Source organism: Candidatus Omnitrophota bacterium (genome assembly GCA_016929445.1).
Lineage (GTDB): Bacteria > Omnitrophota > Gorgyraeia > JAFGIU01 > JAFGIU01 > JAFGIU01.
Window position 1 is genome coordinate 1 of sequence record JAFGIU010000118.1, and the last position, 17,207, is coordinate 17,207.

Below are 17,207 nucleotides of genomic sequence, written 5' to 3' on the forward strand. Positions count from 1 at the left end.
ATTTTTCGGAAAGGCCCCCAAGGGGCTCTGGTTGCCGGAATGTGGTTACCGGCCGGGCTATCCCTGGACTCCGCCGATCGGGCCGGAGCACGGTAAATATCATGCGAACCGCCCGGGCCTGGAAGTGTTGGCAGGGGAGCAGGGTTTTGAATATTTTGTTTTGGACTCTCACAGCCTTCGGGCAGGGCGTTCGCCTCAAACCTATGAGCAGATTTTTCCGGCCCTGCAGAATCTGCGCACCAAGGACAGGGATGCGGAGATGCTGCCGAGTGCGGTGCGCACTCCGTACCAAAGCTACCGGATCGAGGGTGTTCCCTCCACAGAGCGCGGGATGAGCATCCTGGTCCGCGACCCGATTTGCAGCGGTCAAGTGTGGGGCACGACCGATGCCTATCCAGGGGATGCCTATTACTGTGACTTTCACAAGCGCCATCATCCGGGCGGGATGCGCTATTGGCGCGTCACAGATATCCGTTCCGATATGGTGGAGAAGAGTGTGTACGAACCCCACAGGGCTCAAGAGTGTGTGCAGAAGCATGCCCGGGATTTTGCGAACCGCGTGTGCAGTGTGCTCAAAATCTCGGAACTTGGAGAGCGAGCGGTGGTCGTGGCTCCTTTTGACACGGAGCTTTTCGGCCATTGGTGGTATGAGGGCCCGGATTGGTTGGGGGCGGCTTTGCGTGAATTGCAGAAGAGCGGGGTGAGCCTCAAGACTTGCGGTGACTATTTGAAGAGCTATCCGCCGGACACAGCCGTTGTGCCTGCAGAGGGTTCTTGGGGAGCTTGGGGAGACCACCGTGTTTGGCTTAACCGGCATACGGCCTGGACCTGGGAGCGGTTATATGACGCGGAGGTTCAGATGGAACGGATTATGGCTTGCGTGCCGGAGGAGAACAGCCCTGAACTCAACCGGCTTCTGACCCAGGCCATGCGTGAATTGCTGCTGCTGCAGTCTTCGGATTGGCAGTTTCTAATTACGACCGAATCGGCCCGGGATTATTCGGACCGCCGTTTTGCCGAGCACTATGCGGATTACAAGAGATTGATGGAGTTGTCTATTAAAGTGATGGAAGGTTATGCCACAAACGAGGCAGACCGGGAATTCCTGTCCTATACCGAGAAAGTGGATTGTGTGTTCCCGGACCTGGACCTGTCCTGGTACGGAGATAGAAGTGGAGAAATCAACGCAAAACCCGTCGGTGCTGGGGATGATCATGGCCGGCGGAAAGGGAGAGCGGCTTTACCCGCTGACTCGTGACCGGAGTAAGCCGGCCGTGCCCTTTGGCGGCCGCTTCCGGATCGTCGACTTTGTTCTGAGTAATTTCATCAACTCAGGCATCTATTCCCTGTATATCCTGGTGCAGTACAAGTCCCAATCGGTCATTGAGCATCTGCGTACAGGCTGGCGTTTGACGGGAATGCGGCGCGATCACTTTATTACGGTGGTGCCTCCGCAGATGCGCTGGGCGGATCAGATGTGGTACCGGGGAACCGCCGATGCGGTATTTCAGAACCTCAATGTCGTTCGCGAGTATTCGCCGGATATTGTGGCGGTTTTTGGTGCCGACCACATCTATCGCATGGATATCCGCCAAATGATCGAGTTTCACTTGAGCAAGGGGGCCGATGCCACGGTGGCTGCCTTGCCCGTGCCCATCGAAGATGCCACGGGTTATGGGATCGTGACTGCGGACGCAAACGGGCGGGTCACTGGATTCGACGAAAAGCCCAAGCACCCCCAAGCCATGCCCACGGATCCGGGGCGCGCCTATTCGTCCATGGGAAATTACCTTTTCAATACGGGGATGCTCATTGATGTGCTTATGGAGGATTCACAGCGCTCCACCGCACATGACTTCGGCAAGACCATTATTCCGGAGCTTTTCACCAGAGCGAATGTCTTTGCTTACAATTTCTTTGAAAACCAGATCCCGGGGCTGAATAGTTACGAAGAACCGGGTTATTGGCGGGATGTGGGTAATTTAGTCTCTTATTGGCACGCCAGTATGGATATTCTGGGCCGCCAGCCGGTCCTGGATCTGAACAATAGTCGTTGGCCTATTCTGGGCAGCGAATACATCGGTCCACCCACCCAGATTGACGGGGCGCGTCTGGAATCCGCGGCTTTTGGCAGCGGGAGCCGGGTTGAGGATGCCACAGTTAAACGTTCGATTCTGGGCTCCAAGGTGAGGGTGGAGCCCGGCGCGGTAATCGAGGACTCGGTAATTATGGATGATACGGTGGTCGGCCGGGGCGCTTGCGTGCGCAGGACCATTGTGGATCGATTTAACCAAATTGAGCCCGGTGCCCAGGTTTATGCCGGCGGAAGAGACGCAAATCGCTATCATGTTGACAGCTCGGGCATTGTAGTTGTGCCGCGCGGCCGCAGCGTTTTTGCAACTCAGGCCATACCCATGATCGGAGTCTGACGCAGTAGTGTAGATGAGCGTAACATTATTCCTTCCTTTGATTCTATTGGTCCTCATGGTCACAACCTCCGCCTTTTTTTCGGGGTCTGAGACCACTCTCTTCTCCCTTAGCCGGGTTCGAGTTGAAAAACTCTCCGAGGAAAAACGCGGCTTTGGCCCCTTAGCTGCGCGACTCCTGGATCATCCCTTGCGCCTTTTGGTTACGATTGTCATCGGAAATATGTTTTCGAATATTTTTGCCTCAGCCTTAGCGGCCCAAGTGGCGATTCAGGCTGTGGGGGATGCCGGACTGTTTCTTGCCATTCCTCTAATGACAGCGGTGATTGTGGTGTTTGGGGAAATCATACCTAAGACATTTGCTTTGTATCATAACGAATTTTTTGCTCGGATTGTGGCGCCTGTGCTTGCATTCTGGGCTACGCTGGTTTCTCCTCTGAGAAAGCTGCTCGGCCGGTTTGCCGAGCGGGTACTATCGGGCCTCGGAGAGTATTCCCAAGTTGAAAAAGCTCGCGTGACTGCTCAGGAGCTGCGTTCCGCAATTCCGTTTATCGGGAGTTCGGGAGTCCTGGCTAAGGAAGAAACCCAGCTCCTGCACAACATCTTCCGGTTCAGAGACAGGACTGTGGGGGATGTGATGCGTCCCTATGCAAAGCTGACTGCCTTTGACGTGAACACCCCGGCTCAGGAAATTGTGAAGGCCGTGCGGGAGCAACAATTTACGCGGATTCCGATGTTCGAAGACCGGCCCGAAAATGTGGTGGGGGTGCTTTATGTTAAGGATCTCTTGATTCACGGGGTTCAACTGGATCAGCCTGTGCGCAGGCTTTTGTTCCGGCCTCCATTTTTTGTTCCCGAAGCCATGGACGCGGGCCAGTTGTTTCGCAATATGGCTAATGGCAAGACTCACATGGCCCTGGTGGTCAATGAATACGGTTTGGTGACGGGTTTTGTCACCTTTGAGGATCTTCTGGAAGAAATTGTGGGTGATATCCACGATAAGGACAAATAATGTCCGTTATTATCGGATTCTTAATTATCGCGCTTTGCCTTTTTGTTCAAGGCTTTTTGTCTTCGACGGAGATGGCCGTCATTTCTTCCTCCAGACTCCGGATGTTGCACCGCAGTGAGCAGGGGGACAAACGGGCAAAGGTGGTCTTGGACCTGTTGGCCCATCCTGAAAAACTTCTCAGCACGACGCTTGTGGGAGTGAATCTTGCCGCTGTCACAGGGGCTTCTGTGGCTTCCGGACTGGCGGTCCGCGCCTTTGGAGACGGGGGCGCCATTATCGCCACCGTCATTATGGTGCCGCTGTTTGTGGTCTTTGGGGAAATCGTGCCCATGGGTTTCGCGCGCCAGCGTCCCAACCGGTACACCCTGCAGAATATCCCTGCTTTGATCTGGGCCTATCGCATCATGTATCCCCTGGTCAAGGTGGCGGCCGCGATTTCCGGGGGGGTGACTCGTTTGGCAAGGGCCGGTACCAAGCAGAAACCCTTCATGACCCGTGACGAACTTCGTATTTTGCTGGAAAACGAGGCGCGCACGGAAGGATTCACTCCGGATGAAGCGGAAATGGCCCGGGAAGTTTTGGATTTCGGCATTACGCAAGTGCGTTCAATCATGACTCCGCTCATTGATGTGGATGCCGCGGATTCCAGGCAGAAAGTGGGCGATCTTCTGGAGATTGTGCGTGCCAAGCGCCATAGCCGTATCCCCATCTATGAAGATCGCGTCGACAATATTACCGGGGTTGTCCACATCACGCACCTCTTGGGGGAGCCTGAGGACCGGCCCGTCCGGGAGCTCGCCAGGCGCCCCTACTATGTGGCTGAGGTGATGACCATTGACGACGTGCTCAACGCGTTTCAGAACAACCGGCGCAAGATGGCCATTGTGGTCAACGAGTACGGGGGTGCCTCGGGAGTGGTGACCCTGGAGGACATTATCGAAGAGATCGTGGGGGAGATCAGCGACGAGTACGATCCTGTGGAAAAACGGCGGATCCAGCGGCGCGGGGATGTCTACTTTGTGGATGGCAAAACTCCGGTATCCGAACTCAACGAGGAGCTGGATCTGGAACTGCCGGAGGACCGGGCGGAGACCATCGGGGGGCTTATGGTAGCGGCCTTGGGCAAAATGCCCCGGACCGGAGACCGGGTTGTGGTCGAGAAATGGGAGATTAGCGCAGAGGCTGCCACAAACCGTCTGGTCGAGAAGGTCAAGATCCGGCGCAAAGGGGCAAAATCCTGAGGATTGACAAACTTTGACATCAGCTCTGGGCGGAGATACAATCGCAGGGATAACCCCAATGGCTGTAACCATTCGGGTTAGGTGGAGGAAAAGGGGACATTAATGCGACGCGCCTACCTTAATCTTGCTCTATTGCTCAGTATGTCAGTAGCTCTTGCGGGCTGTGCTCCGGTCATTGTGGCCGGTGCTGCAGTTGGTGGTTATGCCGTGGGCAAGGACTCCATCCAGGGAGAGATCAGCGCTTCATACGAAAGCCTTTGGCAGGCCAGTGTTGCGATTGCAACGCATTACGCTGATGACGGTAAGCTGATTGAAGAAGACAGAGACCACGGCCGTATTGAGGCCAAAATGGGCTCGGCAAACCTGCGGATTTACTTGGAAGAGTTGACCGAAGGCACAATCAAGCTGAAGGTCAAGTCGCGGAGGTATCTCTTGCCGTATATGGAGCTTTCCGAGAGGGTCTTTGTAAAGATCCTGAACCGGCTTAAATAATGGCGTTGCTACCGGATCTACAGTTTTCAGTTATTTGCGATGACGTTCGCCGAGAAGACAACGGGAAGATGATGTTTCTCGGTCTTTTCGAAGTGATTGGCGCCGAGCGTTTTCCCGCAACCCACCCCACGCTATTTGTTGCCAACCGTTGGTGCAAGGGTGAAGGTGAGTTTGTTCAACGCACGCGATTGGTGAATTCCAAGGACAACACGACGATTGTGGAGAGCCCTGAAGTGAGCTTCAAGCTCAAGGACATGGACTCCCATCATACCGTCATTTCAAGGTTTGACCGCGTGACCTTTCCCAATCCCGGCAAGTACTGGGTTGAGGTTTTGCTGGCCGACGAGCTGATGAGGAATTATCCCATCCTACTGGTCGAGGGGAAAGACCCTTCCAAGAGGTAGGCTCGCAAACAGAACTGGGGGAGTTTTTTTGGCGAAGCGTATCCTATTGGTGGATGACCAGCTAAGCCTGGTGCAGTTGCTCTCGCGGTTATTGCAACGGCATGGGTACATCGTGTCCGCGGCCACGGACGGCAAGCAGGCTCTTGAGCGTCTGCGTTTGGAACAGCCGGACTTGATTTGTATGGATATCCGGATGCCCGGAATGGATGGGTATTCGGCCATGCGCGAAATCAAGAAGCGCCCGGCTCTCAAGGGCATACCCGTTGTTATTCTCACCTCGCATGCCCAGATGGAAGATCTCTTCGAAATGGAGGGGGCCGTGGACTACATCACCAAGCCCTTTGATGAATCGGATTTCTTGAGCCGGATCGCCAAGGCTTTGGGAACCGAACCGGCGAAATCCGCAGAACTCGAAGAACCTACCGAACCCGCAGATCAATGATTCACGTCTCTAATCTGGTCAAAGCCTTCCCCCGGGTAACAGCGGTGGACTCCCTGAGTTTTGATGTGTCCTCCCAGGAAGTGGTGGGCTTTTTGGGCCCCAACGGCGCGGGCAAGACCACCACGATGCGCATTCTCACCGGGTATCTCCCGGCCAGCGCAGGCGAGGCCACAATCTGCGGGCATGATGTCATCAAGAATTCCCTGGAAGTGCGAAGGCATATCGGCTATTTGCCCGAGAGCGTGCCGCTCTATACGGATATGAGGGTGAGGGAGTATTTGCGCTACCGCGCGGCGCTCAAGGGCGTGCCCCGCTCCAAATTGCGGGAGCAACTGAGCAGTGTGAGCGAGCGTTGCAGTCTGACGGAAGTGTACAATCGCGTGATTGGCCAGCTCTCCCGCGGTTACCGGCAGCGTGTGGGTTTGGCCGATGCTCTTTTGGGTTCTCCCGAAGTCCTCATACTGGACGAGCCCACGGTTGGATTGGATCCGAACCAGATCCGCCAGGTGCGCTCGCTGATTGCGGAGCTGGCAACCGAGCACACGGTTCTCCTTTCAAGCCATATCCTTCCGGAGGTCGAGGCCGTATGCCAGCGCGTCTTGATCTTGAACCGGGGCCGTTTGGTGGCTCAGGGCACGCCGCAGGAGTTGCGCGAGCGCTTCAAACAGGCGGCTCCTGTGCGGGTGGAGGTTCGCGTGGCCGATCCCGTCAAAGCAGCGGAGGAAATGGAGGCAGTGCCCGGGGTGGGGGCTGTGACAATTGAGTCGCGCGGAGAGTACAGTGTTTTCCGGGTCTTTTCAGAGAGCGGGGAGGATGTGCGGGGCGCTTTGTTCAAGCTGATTGTTCAGCGCAGCTGGGATTTGCGCGATTTGCACGCGGATCAGGCTTCACTCGAGGAGATCTTTGTGGAGATTACCCAATGACCCATGTCCCGATGCTGATCCGGCGCGAGCTGGCATCCTATTGGTTTTCACCCATTGCTTACGTGATTCTGGCCGTATTCATGGTCATCAACGGCTGGACTTTTTGGATCCTGACGACCGCGCTCAATAATCCGAGCTTTACCATGACCGGCTCGGTGATGCAGATCTTTTTCGGAGGCACCTTCTTCTTTTGGTTTTGTCTGATCTTGATTTGCCCGGCCATCACCATGCGCCTTTTTAGCGAAGAGAGAAGGCTCGGTACGATCGAAATGCTGATGACCGCTCCGGTGCGGGAGTGGGAGATTGTGATGGGGAAATTCCTCGGCGCGTGGATCTTCTATGCGCTCCTGTGGGCTCCCACTCTTTTCTATATGTTTGTGCTGCGCGCCCATACATCCGTGGACATGGGCCCGGTTTGGAGCGGGTATATCGGGACCCTGCTTGCGGGCGGAGTGTTGCTTTCCATCGGGGTGTTTGCCTCGGCCCTGACTTCCAATCAAATTGTCGCCGCTGTGGTTGCCTTTGCCGTGATCTTGCTCTTGTTTTCTTTTGGCCTGGTGGGCCTCTTGTTGCAAGGGGAAGAAATGCAGGGCTTTATCTCTTATGTTTCCATTCTCAATCACTTCAGCGAGTTTAGTAAGGGGATCATCGACACCCGCCGCATCGCTTTTTACGCGAGCCTGATCATAGTGAACCTGTTGGGTGCTATCTGGGTTTTGGAGAGCCAGAGATGGCGATGAAACACCGACTCCGGCAAACACTGACCCTCGCTAATCTCGCCTTTGCGGTGGGCCTAATCTTCCTGCTCTTTGTCATGGTCAATTACCTGGCGGCGCGGCACTACCGCCAGTTTGATCTCACGTCTGCCAGGATGTATACGCTCTCCGATAAGACCGAAGCGGTGATGGAAAACCTGGCCCAGGAGGTCAAGATCACGGTCTTCTATCAACCCGGGCATCCGCTCTACGATCCTCTCAAGCAACTCCTGGACCGTTACAAGCGTTTGAGCAGGAGTCTGAGTGTGGAGTTTGTGGACCCGGACCGGGACGTGGCCCGTGCAGAGGCCCTGGCCCAGCAATTCGGGGTGGAGACGGGCAATATCGTGATCTTTGAATCCGGAGACAGCCATAAGTACATCTCGGATGAAGACCTGGCGGACATTGACAACAGCGGAGTGCTTGAAGGCCTGCCTTCGATCCTTACGGCCTTTAAGGGTGAGGGCGCGATTACGGCGGGAATTTTGGAAGTCACAGAAGCCAAACGCCCGGTTGTGGCTTTTGTGACAGGGCATGGGGAGAAGTCCACGGCCTCTTTTGAGAAGGACGGGATCTCCGGGCTCAAGATTTTGCTCGAGCGCGACAATATGGAAGTCCGGGATATTTCCTTGTTGGCTTTTGAGTCCCTGCAGCCTGAGGAGATCGATGTGCTGGCCGTGGCAGGGCCCAGGGCGCGCTTTGCGCCCGAAGAAATCGATCTGATCCAGGATTATCTGTTGCGCGGCGGCAGTCTGTTTCTCCTGCTGGATCCCTTGGTCGAGGTGGGCTTGGAGGATTTTCTGGAGTCCTACGGGATCCGGGTGACCCAGGACGTGGTGGTGGATCCGGCGCGCAAACTGCCCATGGTCAGCGCGGCCAATCTCTTTATTGCGGAATACCTGACCCACCCGATTACAGCCCCCATCCAAGGACTGACTCTTCTCATGCCGCTCACGCGTTCTGTGGAGCCCATCCGCGGAGTGCTGGATAACTTTAACGTGCAGTCCTTGGCCAAAACCTCGCCTCAGGGTTGGGGCGAGATGACTCCGCACAATCCCAAATTTACTTTTAACGACGGGGAAGATGTGGAAGGCCCTGTTTCCGTGGCCGTGGCTGCGGAGTGGACCGGAGAGGGAGGCCGGCGCTCGCGCCTGGTTGTGCTGGGGGATTCGGACTTGGTGGACAATACCCAAGTCAACAACCTGGGAAACGGCCAATTCTTCCTGGCCGGAACCAACTGGTTGGCTGAACGCGAATCCTTGATCCAGATCGGCCCCAAGCAGGCTGAGAATATCCGGCTGACATTGGAAGCGAAGGAGTTGCACCAGATTTTTTGGGGCACTGTAGTGGGAATGCCTGCCTTGGGTCTGCTTCTGGGCGGAGCGGTTTGGTGGAGGAGACGCCGATGAGGTGGCGCCAGACCTTGGTCTTGTTTGTGCTGGTCGTGGCCTTGGGCGCCTATATTTCTATTTTTGAGATGCGGTCCCCTTCCACTGATGAATGGCGGTCTGCCAAGCAGCGTCTTTATCCCAAATTGGATTCTGAAGATATCAGCCGGCTCGAAATCCTGAACACCCACGGCGAAGTGAAGCTGGAACGCCGCGGTGAAGGATGGAGGATGACGTATCCGGCAGATGCGCCGGCCAGTTATGCAGTGGCTGATGAGATCACCCGGGCCTTGGAATACTGCCGGCCCAACCGGCTTTGGAATTCCGGGGAAGGGGGTTTCTCCGTGCCCGAAGGCAGCGGTTTGGAACAGCCGGAGGTGGTGGTCAAGTTCAAGGCTCTGGGCGAGATCCATGAAATCCAGTTCGGCAATGCGACTCCGTTTGGGCCGCGCGTATATTTCCGGGAGCTGCCCTCGCGCAGTGCGGGCGTGTTTGCGGACGCGTTCCGCGACCTCTTCAGCCATCCGGCGGTTCATTACCGCGATCGCACCGTGTTTGATTTTTTGCCGCATAAGGTGACGGAGCTGCGCCTGGTCGGGACCTGGGGGGATTTTGTGGCCGGTTTGCAGCCCGAAGGCTGGCTCATTACCTCGCCCCTGCGTTATCCGGCGGCCCGCTTTTACATTGACCAATGGGTGAGGGATCTGAGGGCCTTGCGCGTTGAGGAATTTGTGGCAGACGAGGTCACGGATTATATTCCTTATGACCTGGATGCGCCTGAGGCGCGTTTTGAAATTGTTGTGGCAGGCCTCAAACAGCCCTTGGTCTTGGAGGTGGGCGGGAAGGTTCCGGGTGAGGAAGAGGACCTGCGGTATTGCCGCCTAGGGCAGCGGGACGCGGTGGTCACGGTCAAGGTGCCTGCTGCCTTGTTAAGGCCCGAGGTCCGGGATTTTGCCGATGCCCGGCTCCTGAGTTATGCCGTGCCCCAGGTCGAGGAATTGCGTTTGCGCTCCTTGGCCGGAGAGCTGGTGCTCAAGGGCCGGAAACTGCCGACTGGGGCGCGGGAATGGAGGCTGGTGCAGCCGGTGAATGCTTCGGCGGATGTATCCGTGGTCAAAGCCTTTTTGGGCAAGCTGACGGAACGGCGCGTGCTGGAGATTTTGCCTTTGGCCGGGGACGCGGATTTGGCCAAATACGGTTTGGATGAGCCTCATTGGGTGATGGCATTGAAATTGGAAGGGGAGCCGGACCCCATTGTTTGGGAGTTGGGGGATCGATTGCAGAACGGGGGGCGTTATGCCCGGCAGCCCTCGATGCAAGCCATTTTGGTCTTGGACAATTATTTGGACCGGGAACTGGAAAAACATCCTTCGGAGTGGCGGGACCGGCGTTTGAGCTCAGTGGACACATCTTTGATTCAGAGTATTGAGATAGAAGTGCGCGGGGAGTCCAAAATATTGGGCCCTGCGGACAAGGGCTGGGCCGAGCTTCTGCAAGGCTTGCCGGAGCTGACGTGGATTTCGGTATTGAAGGAGGAACTGCCTGCGGATGCGCCCCAACTCGGGCTGGATAAGCCGGTCCTGGTGCTGCGCCTCCTCGATCCACAAGGCCGGATACTGGATGAAATCAGCTTTTCCGGTAAGCTGCTCGCCAAACGCCTTGTGCCTGTGTCCAACGGCGGCCACGAGGCCTACGAAATCCCCGAACTCCATCTGGAGACCCTCCTCAGTCTGATTGAATGATACAATATCCCCCCATGGAATTTCTGACTCTCATCCTCGCAATTATCGGAACCGCCGCAGTGGTCACGAGCCTTTGGCTTTGGCGCTCCGGCCGCACGGCGCCCGGCCCCACGCCCGAGGACCGCATGGCGGCCCTGCGCCAGGAAATGGCCGCAGCCCAGGACCGCCAATCCCAACTCATGCTTTCGAGCATGGACGGTTTGCGTTCACAGATGACCGAGCAGCTCGGGGGCATTATGTCCGAGGTCAACAAGCGCCTGGCCGAGAGCACGGACCAACTCGTCAAATCCCAACAGGGCATGGGCCGGGTTTTTGGCGAGGTCCAGGAAAAGCTCGGCGGCTTGGAAAAATCCACGGCCCAGGTCCTGGAAATTTCCAAAGACATCTCCAGCCTGCAGGATTTGCTGAAACCGCCCAAATTGCGCGGAGCTTTAGGAGAATATCTTTTGGAAGGTTTGCTCTCCGAGATTCTCCCGAACAAGAGCATGTACAGCATGCAATATCGCTTCCGCAGCAACGAGGTTGTGGATGCGGTGATCCATATTGACCAGCGCATCGTGCCTGTGGATGCCAAGTTCCCTATTGAGAGCTTCAGGCGCTTGACCGAGGCCGAGGGGGATGCGGAAAAGAAGTCTGCGCACCGGGCCTTTGAGACAGACGTCAAGAAACACATTGACGCGATTTCCTCAAAGTACATTCTCCCGGACGAACGCACCTTTGACTTTGCGCTGATGTACATCCCCGCTGAGAATGTGTACTACGAAACCATTCTCAAGGATGAGGGGCTTTCCGAGGAAAAGGGGATCTTTCATCACGCCATGGCCCATCGCGTGATTCCCGTGTCGCCCAACAGTCTGTACGCCTACCTGCAGGTGATTGTCCTGGGCCTGCGCGGTTTGGCCGTGGAGCGCCACGCTGAGGAAATCCTCAAGAACCTGCGCAAGCTGCACGGCCATTTCGAATCCTGCGAAGAGAGTTTTGTGCTGACCGGCAAGCAGCTTGAGCATGCGCTCAATAACTACAAGAAGGCCGAGACCCATTTGCGCCGCTTCTCCGACAAGCTCGCCGCCGTGGAAGAGAGCGCGGAGGAGACCCCTGTTCTGACCTCAGCCTCTGCTCCCCGGGTCGAGCCTAAGAACTTGGCTGCCCTGCCCCACTCCGAATCCTAGACTCCGTCATCAGGAGCGAAGGCTACCCCGTCATTGCGGGGAGCAGGATAGTCTCACCGCCGTCATCACGAGCCGAGCTTTGCGAGGCGTGGTGATCTGTGCCCCGTATAACAGTAATGACAGCAACAACTTAAAGCCAAATACGGTAAGGTTCGCAAACTTAATAAAGCATTGAATGTGCGAAATCATGTGCTAAGCTTTTGCTAAAGAACTACTTAGCGCGATTATTCCTATGAAAAGAACCCGTTTTCGAACCCTCACAGCCCTGTTTGTCGTGCAAGCGCTGCTCTGCACTCCGGTCCTCGCCGAAGTAAAGCCGGTGCCAGGCACCGGTGCCAGGCACCGGTGCCTGGCACCGGGTAAGCACACCACGCTTCCGCCGCGCGTAAGATTCGAGTGGGGTATCGGGCGGGATGCCGCAAAAGATCCGCGTTTTCCGCCAGGAGTTGGAGATGTGGGGGGGAGACACTTTGCTCGCGCGATGTTTGCGGAAGGGGCAAGAAGGGATATTTATCATGATCCAGGGCTGGAGGTTATGAAGTTGCTTGGAGAAGTTGCCACCGAGATAGATATATCAAGAGGAGGAGGGACGACGAGGGGCTTGAGACCTGCATCCCCGCCCAGTCTTGAGTATTTACTCGGAAATCGTGATCTCATGCCGCAGCTCACGAGGCGACTGCAGGAAGTAGGGCTGTTCATTGAGCAATCCGATTTGCGCATGGTTATCAGGCAACTCGTAGACTCTGAGCTGGAACTTCGAGTAGACGCAACAGATTCGGGCTTTGTATTTATAGGCGAGGCTGCGGTTCGTGCCGCACGTAGGATAGATCAGATTGTTGTGAGCAGGCAGAATCACAGCATTGTTACAAGTGGAGAAGATATCCTTGTCAATCCGGGAGAGGGATGGGCAAGGATCCGGCCGGATTTGAGCATCACCTTGTCGAGCGGAAGAAATGAAGACAGGAATGTTAGGTGGCCTGCGGGACTTCTTGATAGTCCGTCTGATATCGAGATTGCCGGTAATGCCTTAGGGCTTGCGTATAGATCCGGTGTCTTGGCTTCTCACGCCAGGAGGGATAGCTTGCTTCTGCACTGGTTTGGAGTGCTCAGTGTGGATGTCCAGGCGGAAATACTCGAGGTGCCTTCCCCGCGAGGCTCTCAATCATCTACGCAAGCTCCGTTTGGTGTGGAGGAAAAGTGTGAATACGCGTTCAGATTTTTAAACGGAGCGCTGTTGTCCGGAAGCCAGGGGTATTCTCGGCAACGGATTGACGAGATGTTTTCCACTCATCCCGTTTCAGTGAGTGCTGACGCGTTGGAGAGACTTTTTGGTGGAATGCGGCCCGAAGTGGAGTATGTGTTATGGGCGCACGACATTCCGATTGCCCTGGTGGCAAGTGACGGAGCGACCACACAATATATCGCGCTGGTTCAGGGTCCGGAACTTGATGTGAATCTCGCGGAGTTCTTTGCCAGGCATGAAGAAAGCAGGAGTTGGATTAGATCCAACCACATATTCTACCATCACATCAAAGACTACCTTGGGCTCGAAGAGGATTATATTCCTGTTTTTCCAGGCGTGTGGAGCGGGTACTTCTCACAACCCCTTATTGAATGCATGCTGGAAGTCATCGAAGAAGGGGCCACTGTCGTTGATTTGGGTAGTGGGTCGGGCGTCATATCCGTGGCGGCTGCTCGGAACCTAAGGCCTGCGCGGGTTGTTGCAGTCGATATAGACCGTATTGCATTGGAAGATACCCGTATTTTTTCCGAACGGTACGGAGTACAGAATATGATCGACATTGTGAGGTCTGATGCTTTGTCAGAAGTCGAAGGCCCGGTGGATTGGGTGGTTATGGGAGCACCGATCCCCCAGTTTAACTCAACGCGTATTGATCCTGCCCGGGAGGATTCGGGAGCTGGCCTGTTGAAGAAAGTCCTGTCCGGCTTACCTCGTGTGTTGTCTGAGGAAGGAGCATTGCTTCTGCTGTACCACGAAGGCTTCGAACATATTCTGTATCGAATCCTTTCCGAACACGGAGCCATAGCCTCCAGAATCTTTGAAGGAGATGGAGGATGGAGAGTGTACAAGATTGTGCCTTCTGAAATGTCGAGAAGATACGCCCGCTCCCACCACTTCCCAGCGAGGTTTAGGCAAGCTCTTCTGGACCGATGGACAGGAGACTTCGACGCTGACGGCGCCGGGTGGCTGGTCAATGGCCCGGGCGCTGCGTTTACTTTGGACAATGAAGCATCTGCGCTTCTCGCAGAAGCCCAGCAACTTTTTGGCGTGGAACGTGTCCAGGTGGAGGACTCCACTGTGGGCCCGGCCGGCACAAAGATTGTCGTCCTTATGGACGCGCTTGAAGGCGCTGCCGCAGTGCTTACTCAGGAACTGGGGCGGGAGATTACTGAAGAACAAGTTCTTGAGGTACTCAGCTACCACGAAACCCTCGAAGCGACTGCGCAACAACATGCTGTCGACTGGTCTGAGGCGGCGCGTTCGGTAGAAACTCTTGTGAATGAAATGAATGAATTCGGGGCGCCCGATCAGCAGGATTTCCCTGATTCCTTTGAGTCCCTCCTGCGTACCTTTGCCGCGACCTACGCCTATGAGGATGCCGGTCAATACTCCCTGGAGACTTCGCAAGGCAGGGAAAACCTCTTGCGCGAGATGTGTGTGCATCTCATTACGGAGGGGCTCCAACTGGGCAACCCATTGCGTATTGTGTATGGACCGAATGGAGAGCGCGGGAACTTGCATCCGTGGATCGCTGGAGAGCTGATCGATTTGGCATTTCGCCATCAATGGATATCGTGGGAAGAATATCAAGAGCTCTACCGTATCGCAGGTGGGGAATTTTGGCTGGAACGTCTAGATCAAGATGGCCTATTGGAATATCCGGAGCTCTTGCGCTTGATTGAACCGGACATCAAAATGGAGCTGCTCTATGATCCCGAGTTTGTGCCGGTCTTTACCGAGGTGTTGCCCAGGCCTACTGGGGATTCCGGTATTGATGCGAGCAAGCCGATCCAGCCTGTACAACAGGAGGCACTTGAGGAGTTTGGGACGGTCGAGGACCTTTACGAATACAGTGTATTTAAGCCAGGTCCCCCCTGGATCGCTCAACGTGTTCTGGATCAAGGACGTACGGTGCGAGTGGGGATCGCGGATCGTCGAAGCTATGATCTTTCTCAGGATCATTGGGCGATGAATGGCCGGCGCACAAACTTTCCTCTTAAGGACGGCTCCTGGCTTTCGGTTATTGGTGGGGGCCAAAATCTAAACAGTAATGCTCCGGCACAGTATGCAGGTTGGACCGAAGGCTCCGTTCCCTACATTCGCCAGGTAGGTTTGATGAAGTGGGTGGAGGTGGAGATGCTACTCGATGCGCTTGAGTTGCTCGGGGAGGATACAGAGCCCTTTCTTCAGACACTGGGATTCCAAGAGTTGGCCCGCATTCCGGATGAAGGTGGGGTTCTGCGGCCTGTAGGGGAGTTTGAATATCCGCCTGAAATCCAGGGCGGGGTTTCCCGGGAGTTGGATACCGAGCGCAGCCGGCCCTATCTGGTATTCCAACGTACGCCTTATCCTTTGCGGAAAGAGGAGCTGGCCAAACGAAAGCAATCCGATCCGGAATGGAGAGCCTACCGTCGAGGGGTGACCAAATCCTTCCGTGGCTTGGGGATTATCCCTCCCCAAGCCTCTCCAGGTCTGCGCGAACTTATGCTCCTTGATATCTCCGAAATGGGAAGAGCTGCGGCGTTTAAGCAGAACCACGGGATCTACAAGATTACTTATACGATGCACGATCTTCCTCCAGGCAGAGAGGCAGACGTCAAGGAGTCCCTGCATATTACAAAATTCCTGGAAAGATATGAGGATTTCATAGAGAGGGGTGTTGTATCAGGGCTTCGCGACGATGAGATGAAGCTCATTTTGGATTACGGTTTGTTCATTAAGCCGGTTCATGTGAATCTTGCGGCTGTTGCTTGGATGGCGGAGATTGGCCGCGTGTTCAGCCTCGAAGAGGGCATCAGGGTCTATTTTAGGAGCTATTTTGGGAACCTGAACGATCAGTACTTGGAGCTTTACAAAGAGCACTTGCAGAATTGGCAGCTCCTGCCCTTTGGCCTGAACCAGGCGCTCCAAGGCCGGCTGCATGGCATTCAGTCCTTTTCCTTTGTGAAGGCTTTGCGCAGTGGGTCCACCAAGGGTGAGGATGCAGCGGAAGAACCATTAAGGAGAGCATTGGCCAACGAGCGGAGGGATGAGTTCGCTAGTCGGGCTAGGACATTAATGGGTCTTATGGCGCAAATGGCTGAGGAAGAAGCCTCAACACGTCCCGCTCTGATGCATGATCCTATATTCGACGACCAAGACCCGTTCGTAGAGGCCCTTACCGCGGAGAATCTCGCGAGCGCGCTCTAAAATGTCTTCCTGCACAAATAGATTCCCGCTTTCGCGGGAATGACAGCTCCATTTGTATTCTTCTCTTTCAATCGTTAGACCAACACTGTAAAATAAACTTCCATGACAAGGACCGCGCTGAAGGAGGTTCTGCTAAAGGCGGAGGGCTTGGCGCTCTCGTTTCGCGGAGCTCCGCCGCTTCTCCGGGACGCGTGCCTTAGCCTGCGGGCAGGTCAGGTCACGGTGCTCACCGGCCCCACGGGCTCCGGCAAATCCCTTCTTCTCAAACGACTCGCCAATCAACTTCCCAATCAGAAAACTCTGCGTTCCGGGGGCCATGTGCATGTTCACGGGTCCTGCCGTCTCCTGTCTCAGGAACTGCGTTATCCGGAAGTAATGCAACTCAGTGTTAGCCAATGGCTTAGAAAACAATTTTCCAGGCCCGGCAGCCAACGGGCTACTACCTGTGCTGCGGGCCGGATCCGGCGCAGGCAACTGGCCGAAGTCCTGAGGCATAACTCCCAGGTCCTGCTTTTTGACGAGCCGCTTGCCTATCTGGATGAGGCGGGGCGTCTGTTTTTTGTGCAGCTCTTGCAGCGTTTGCGGCGCGAGCGACGGGCCGTGTTGGTGGTGGAGTCGCGCACAGCCTGGCTGGAGGAGGTGGCGGACAAGTGGCTCAAGCTCGAAAATGCTAAGATCCGCGAGCGCAGGACAATCGGGGTGTCTCTTTCTTACGGGGGCACGACTTTTACCTCGACCTTGGATTATGTGGAGCACACGCTTTTGGTGCACCCGCATTTCA

The 17,207-nt window shown here is 55.6% G+C and carries 14 protein-coding genes; all 14 read left to right on the forward strand.

Translation table 11 applies throughout. From position 1 onward, the window contains the following. Window positions 1-1,258: DUF1957 domain-containing protein (locus JW937_09265; protein ID MBN1587596.1), on the forward strand; the 1,258-nt coding region annotated here is incomplete at its 5' end. Continuing rightward, on the forward strand, window positions 1,215-2,429 hold the full coding sequence (locus JW937_09270; GenBank protein MBN1587597.1) for a glucose-1-phosphate adenylyltransferase: 1,215 nt from the start codon (window positions 1,215-1,217) through the stop codon (window positions 2,427-2,429). The genes JW937_09265 and JW937_09270, both read left to right, overlap by 44 nt. A gap of 13 nt (window positions 2,430-2,442) precedes the next feature. Then, window positions 2,443-3,438, forward strand: a complete 996-nt coding sequence (locus tag JW937_09275) for a DUF21 domain-containing protein (protein ID MBN1587598.1) — start codon at window positions 2,443-2,445, stop codon at window positions 3,436-3,438. Beyond that, window positions 3,438-4,679: an HlyC/CorC family transporter gene (locus tag JW937_09280; GenBank protein MBN1587599.1), complete on the forward strand. Its 1,242-nt coding sequence runs from the start codon at window positions 3,438-3,440 to the stop codon at window positions 4,677-4,679. The genes JW937_09275 and JW937_09280 overlap by 1 nt, the downstream gene beginning before the upstream one ends. Before the next feature lie 102 nt (window positions 4,680-4,781). Then, on the forward strand, window positions 4,782-5,171 hold the full coding sequence (locus JW937_09285; protein ID MBN1587600.1) for a DUF3568 family protein: 390 nt from the start codon (window positions 4,782-4,784) through the stop codon (window positions 5,169-5,171). Beyond that, window positions 5,171-5,575: a hypothetical protein gene (locus JW937_09290; GenBank protein ID MBN1587601.1), complete on the forward strand. Its 405-nt coding sequence runs from the start codon at window positions 5,171-5,173 to the stop codon at window positions 5,573-5,575. Before JW937_09285 ends, JW937_09290 begins: the two co-directional genes overlap by 1 nt. Before the next feature lie 28 nt (window positions 5,576-5,603). Further along, window positions 5,604-6,017: a response regulator gene (locus JW937_09295; protein ID MBN1587602.1), complete on the forward strand. Its 414-nt coding sequence runs from the start codon at window positions 5,604-5,606 to the stop codon at window positions 6,015-6,017. Next, window positions 6,014-6,940: an ATP-binding cassette domain-containing protein gene (locus JW937_09300; protein MBN1587603.1), complete on the forward strand. Its 927-nt coding sequence runs from the start codon at window positions 6,014-6,016 to the stop codon at window positions 6,938-6,940. Before JW937_09295 ends, JW937_09300 begins: the two co-directional genes overlap by 4 nt. Then, entirely contained in the window at window positions 6,937-7,680 is a 744-nt protein-coding gene (locus JW937_09305) for an ABC transporter permease (GenBank protein MBN1587604.1), read from the forward strand. Before JW937_09300 ends, JW937_09305 begins: the two co-directional genes overlap by 4 nt. After that, window positions 7,671-9,104, forward strand: a complete 1,434-nt coding sequence (locus tag JW937_09310; GenBank protein MBN1587605.1) for a GldG family protein — start codon at window positions 7,671-7,673, stop codon at window positions 9,102-9,104. Before JW937_09305 ends, JW937_09310 begins: the two co-directional genes overlap by 10 nt. Next, window positions 9,101-10,825, forward strand: coding sequence for a DUF4340 domain-containing protein (locus tag JW937_09315; protein MBN1587606.1), 1,725 nt, complete (start codon window positions 9,101-9,103; stop codon window positions 10,823-10,825). The genes JW937_09310 and JW937_09315 overlap by 4 nt, the downstream gene beginning before the upstream one ends. Before the next feature lie 14 nt (window positions 10,826-10,839). Next, window positions 10,840-11,994 (forward strand): DNA recombination protein RmuC, encoded by a 1,155-nt coding sequence (locus JW937_09320; protein MBN1587607.1) that lies wholly within the window; start codon window positions 10,840-10,842, stop codon window positions 11,992-11,994. A 601-nt stretch (window positions 11,995-12,595) separates the two neighbouring features. Beyond that, window positions 12,596-16,426 carry a methyltransferase gene (locus JW937_09325; GenBank protein MBN1587608.1) on the forward strand — a complete coding sequence of 1,277 codons (3,831 nt, stop codon included), beginning with the start codon at window positions 12,596-12,598 and terminating at the stop codon, window positions 16,424-16,426. Window positions 16,427-16,528: 102 nt separating this feature from the next. Next, window positions 16,529-17,207, forward strand: a 679-nt coding sequence (locus JW937_09330; GenBank protein ID MBN1587609.1) for an ATP-binding cassette domain-containing protein, incomplete at its 3' end; no start/stop codon positions are given.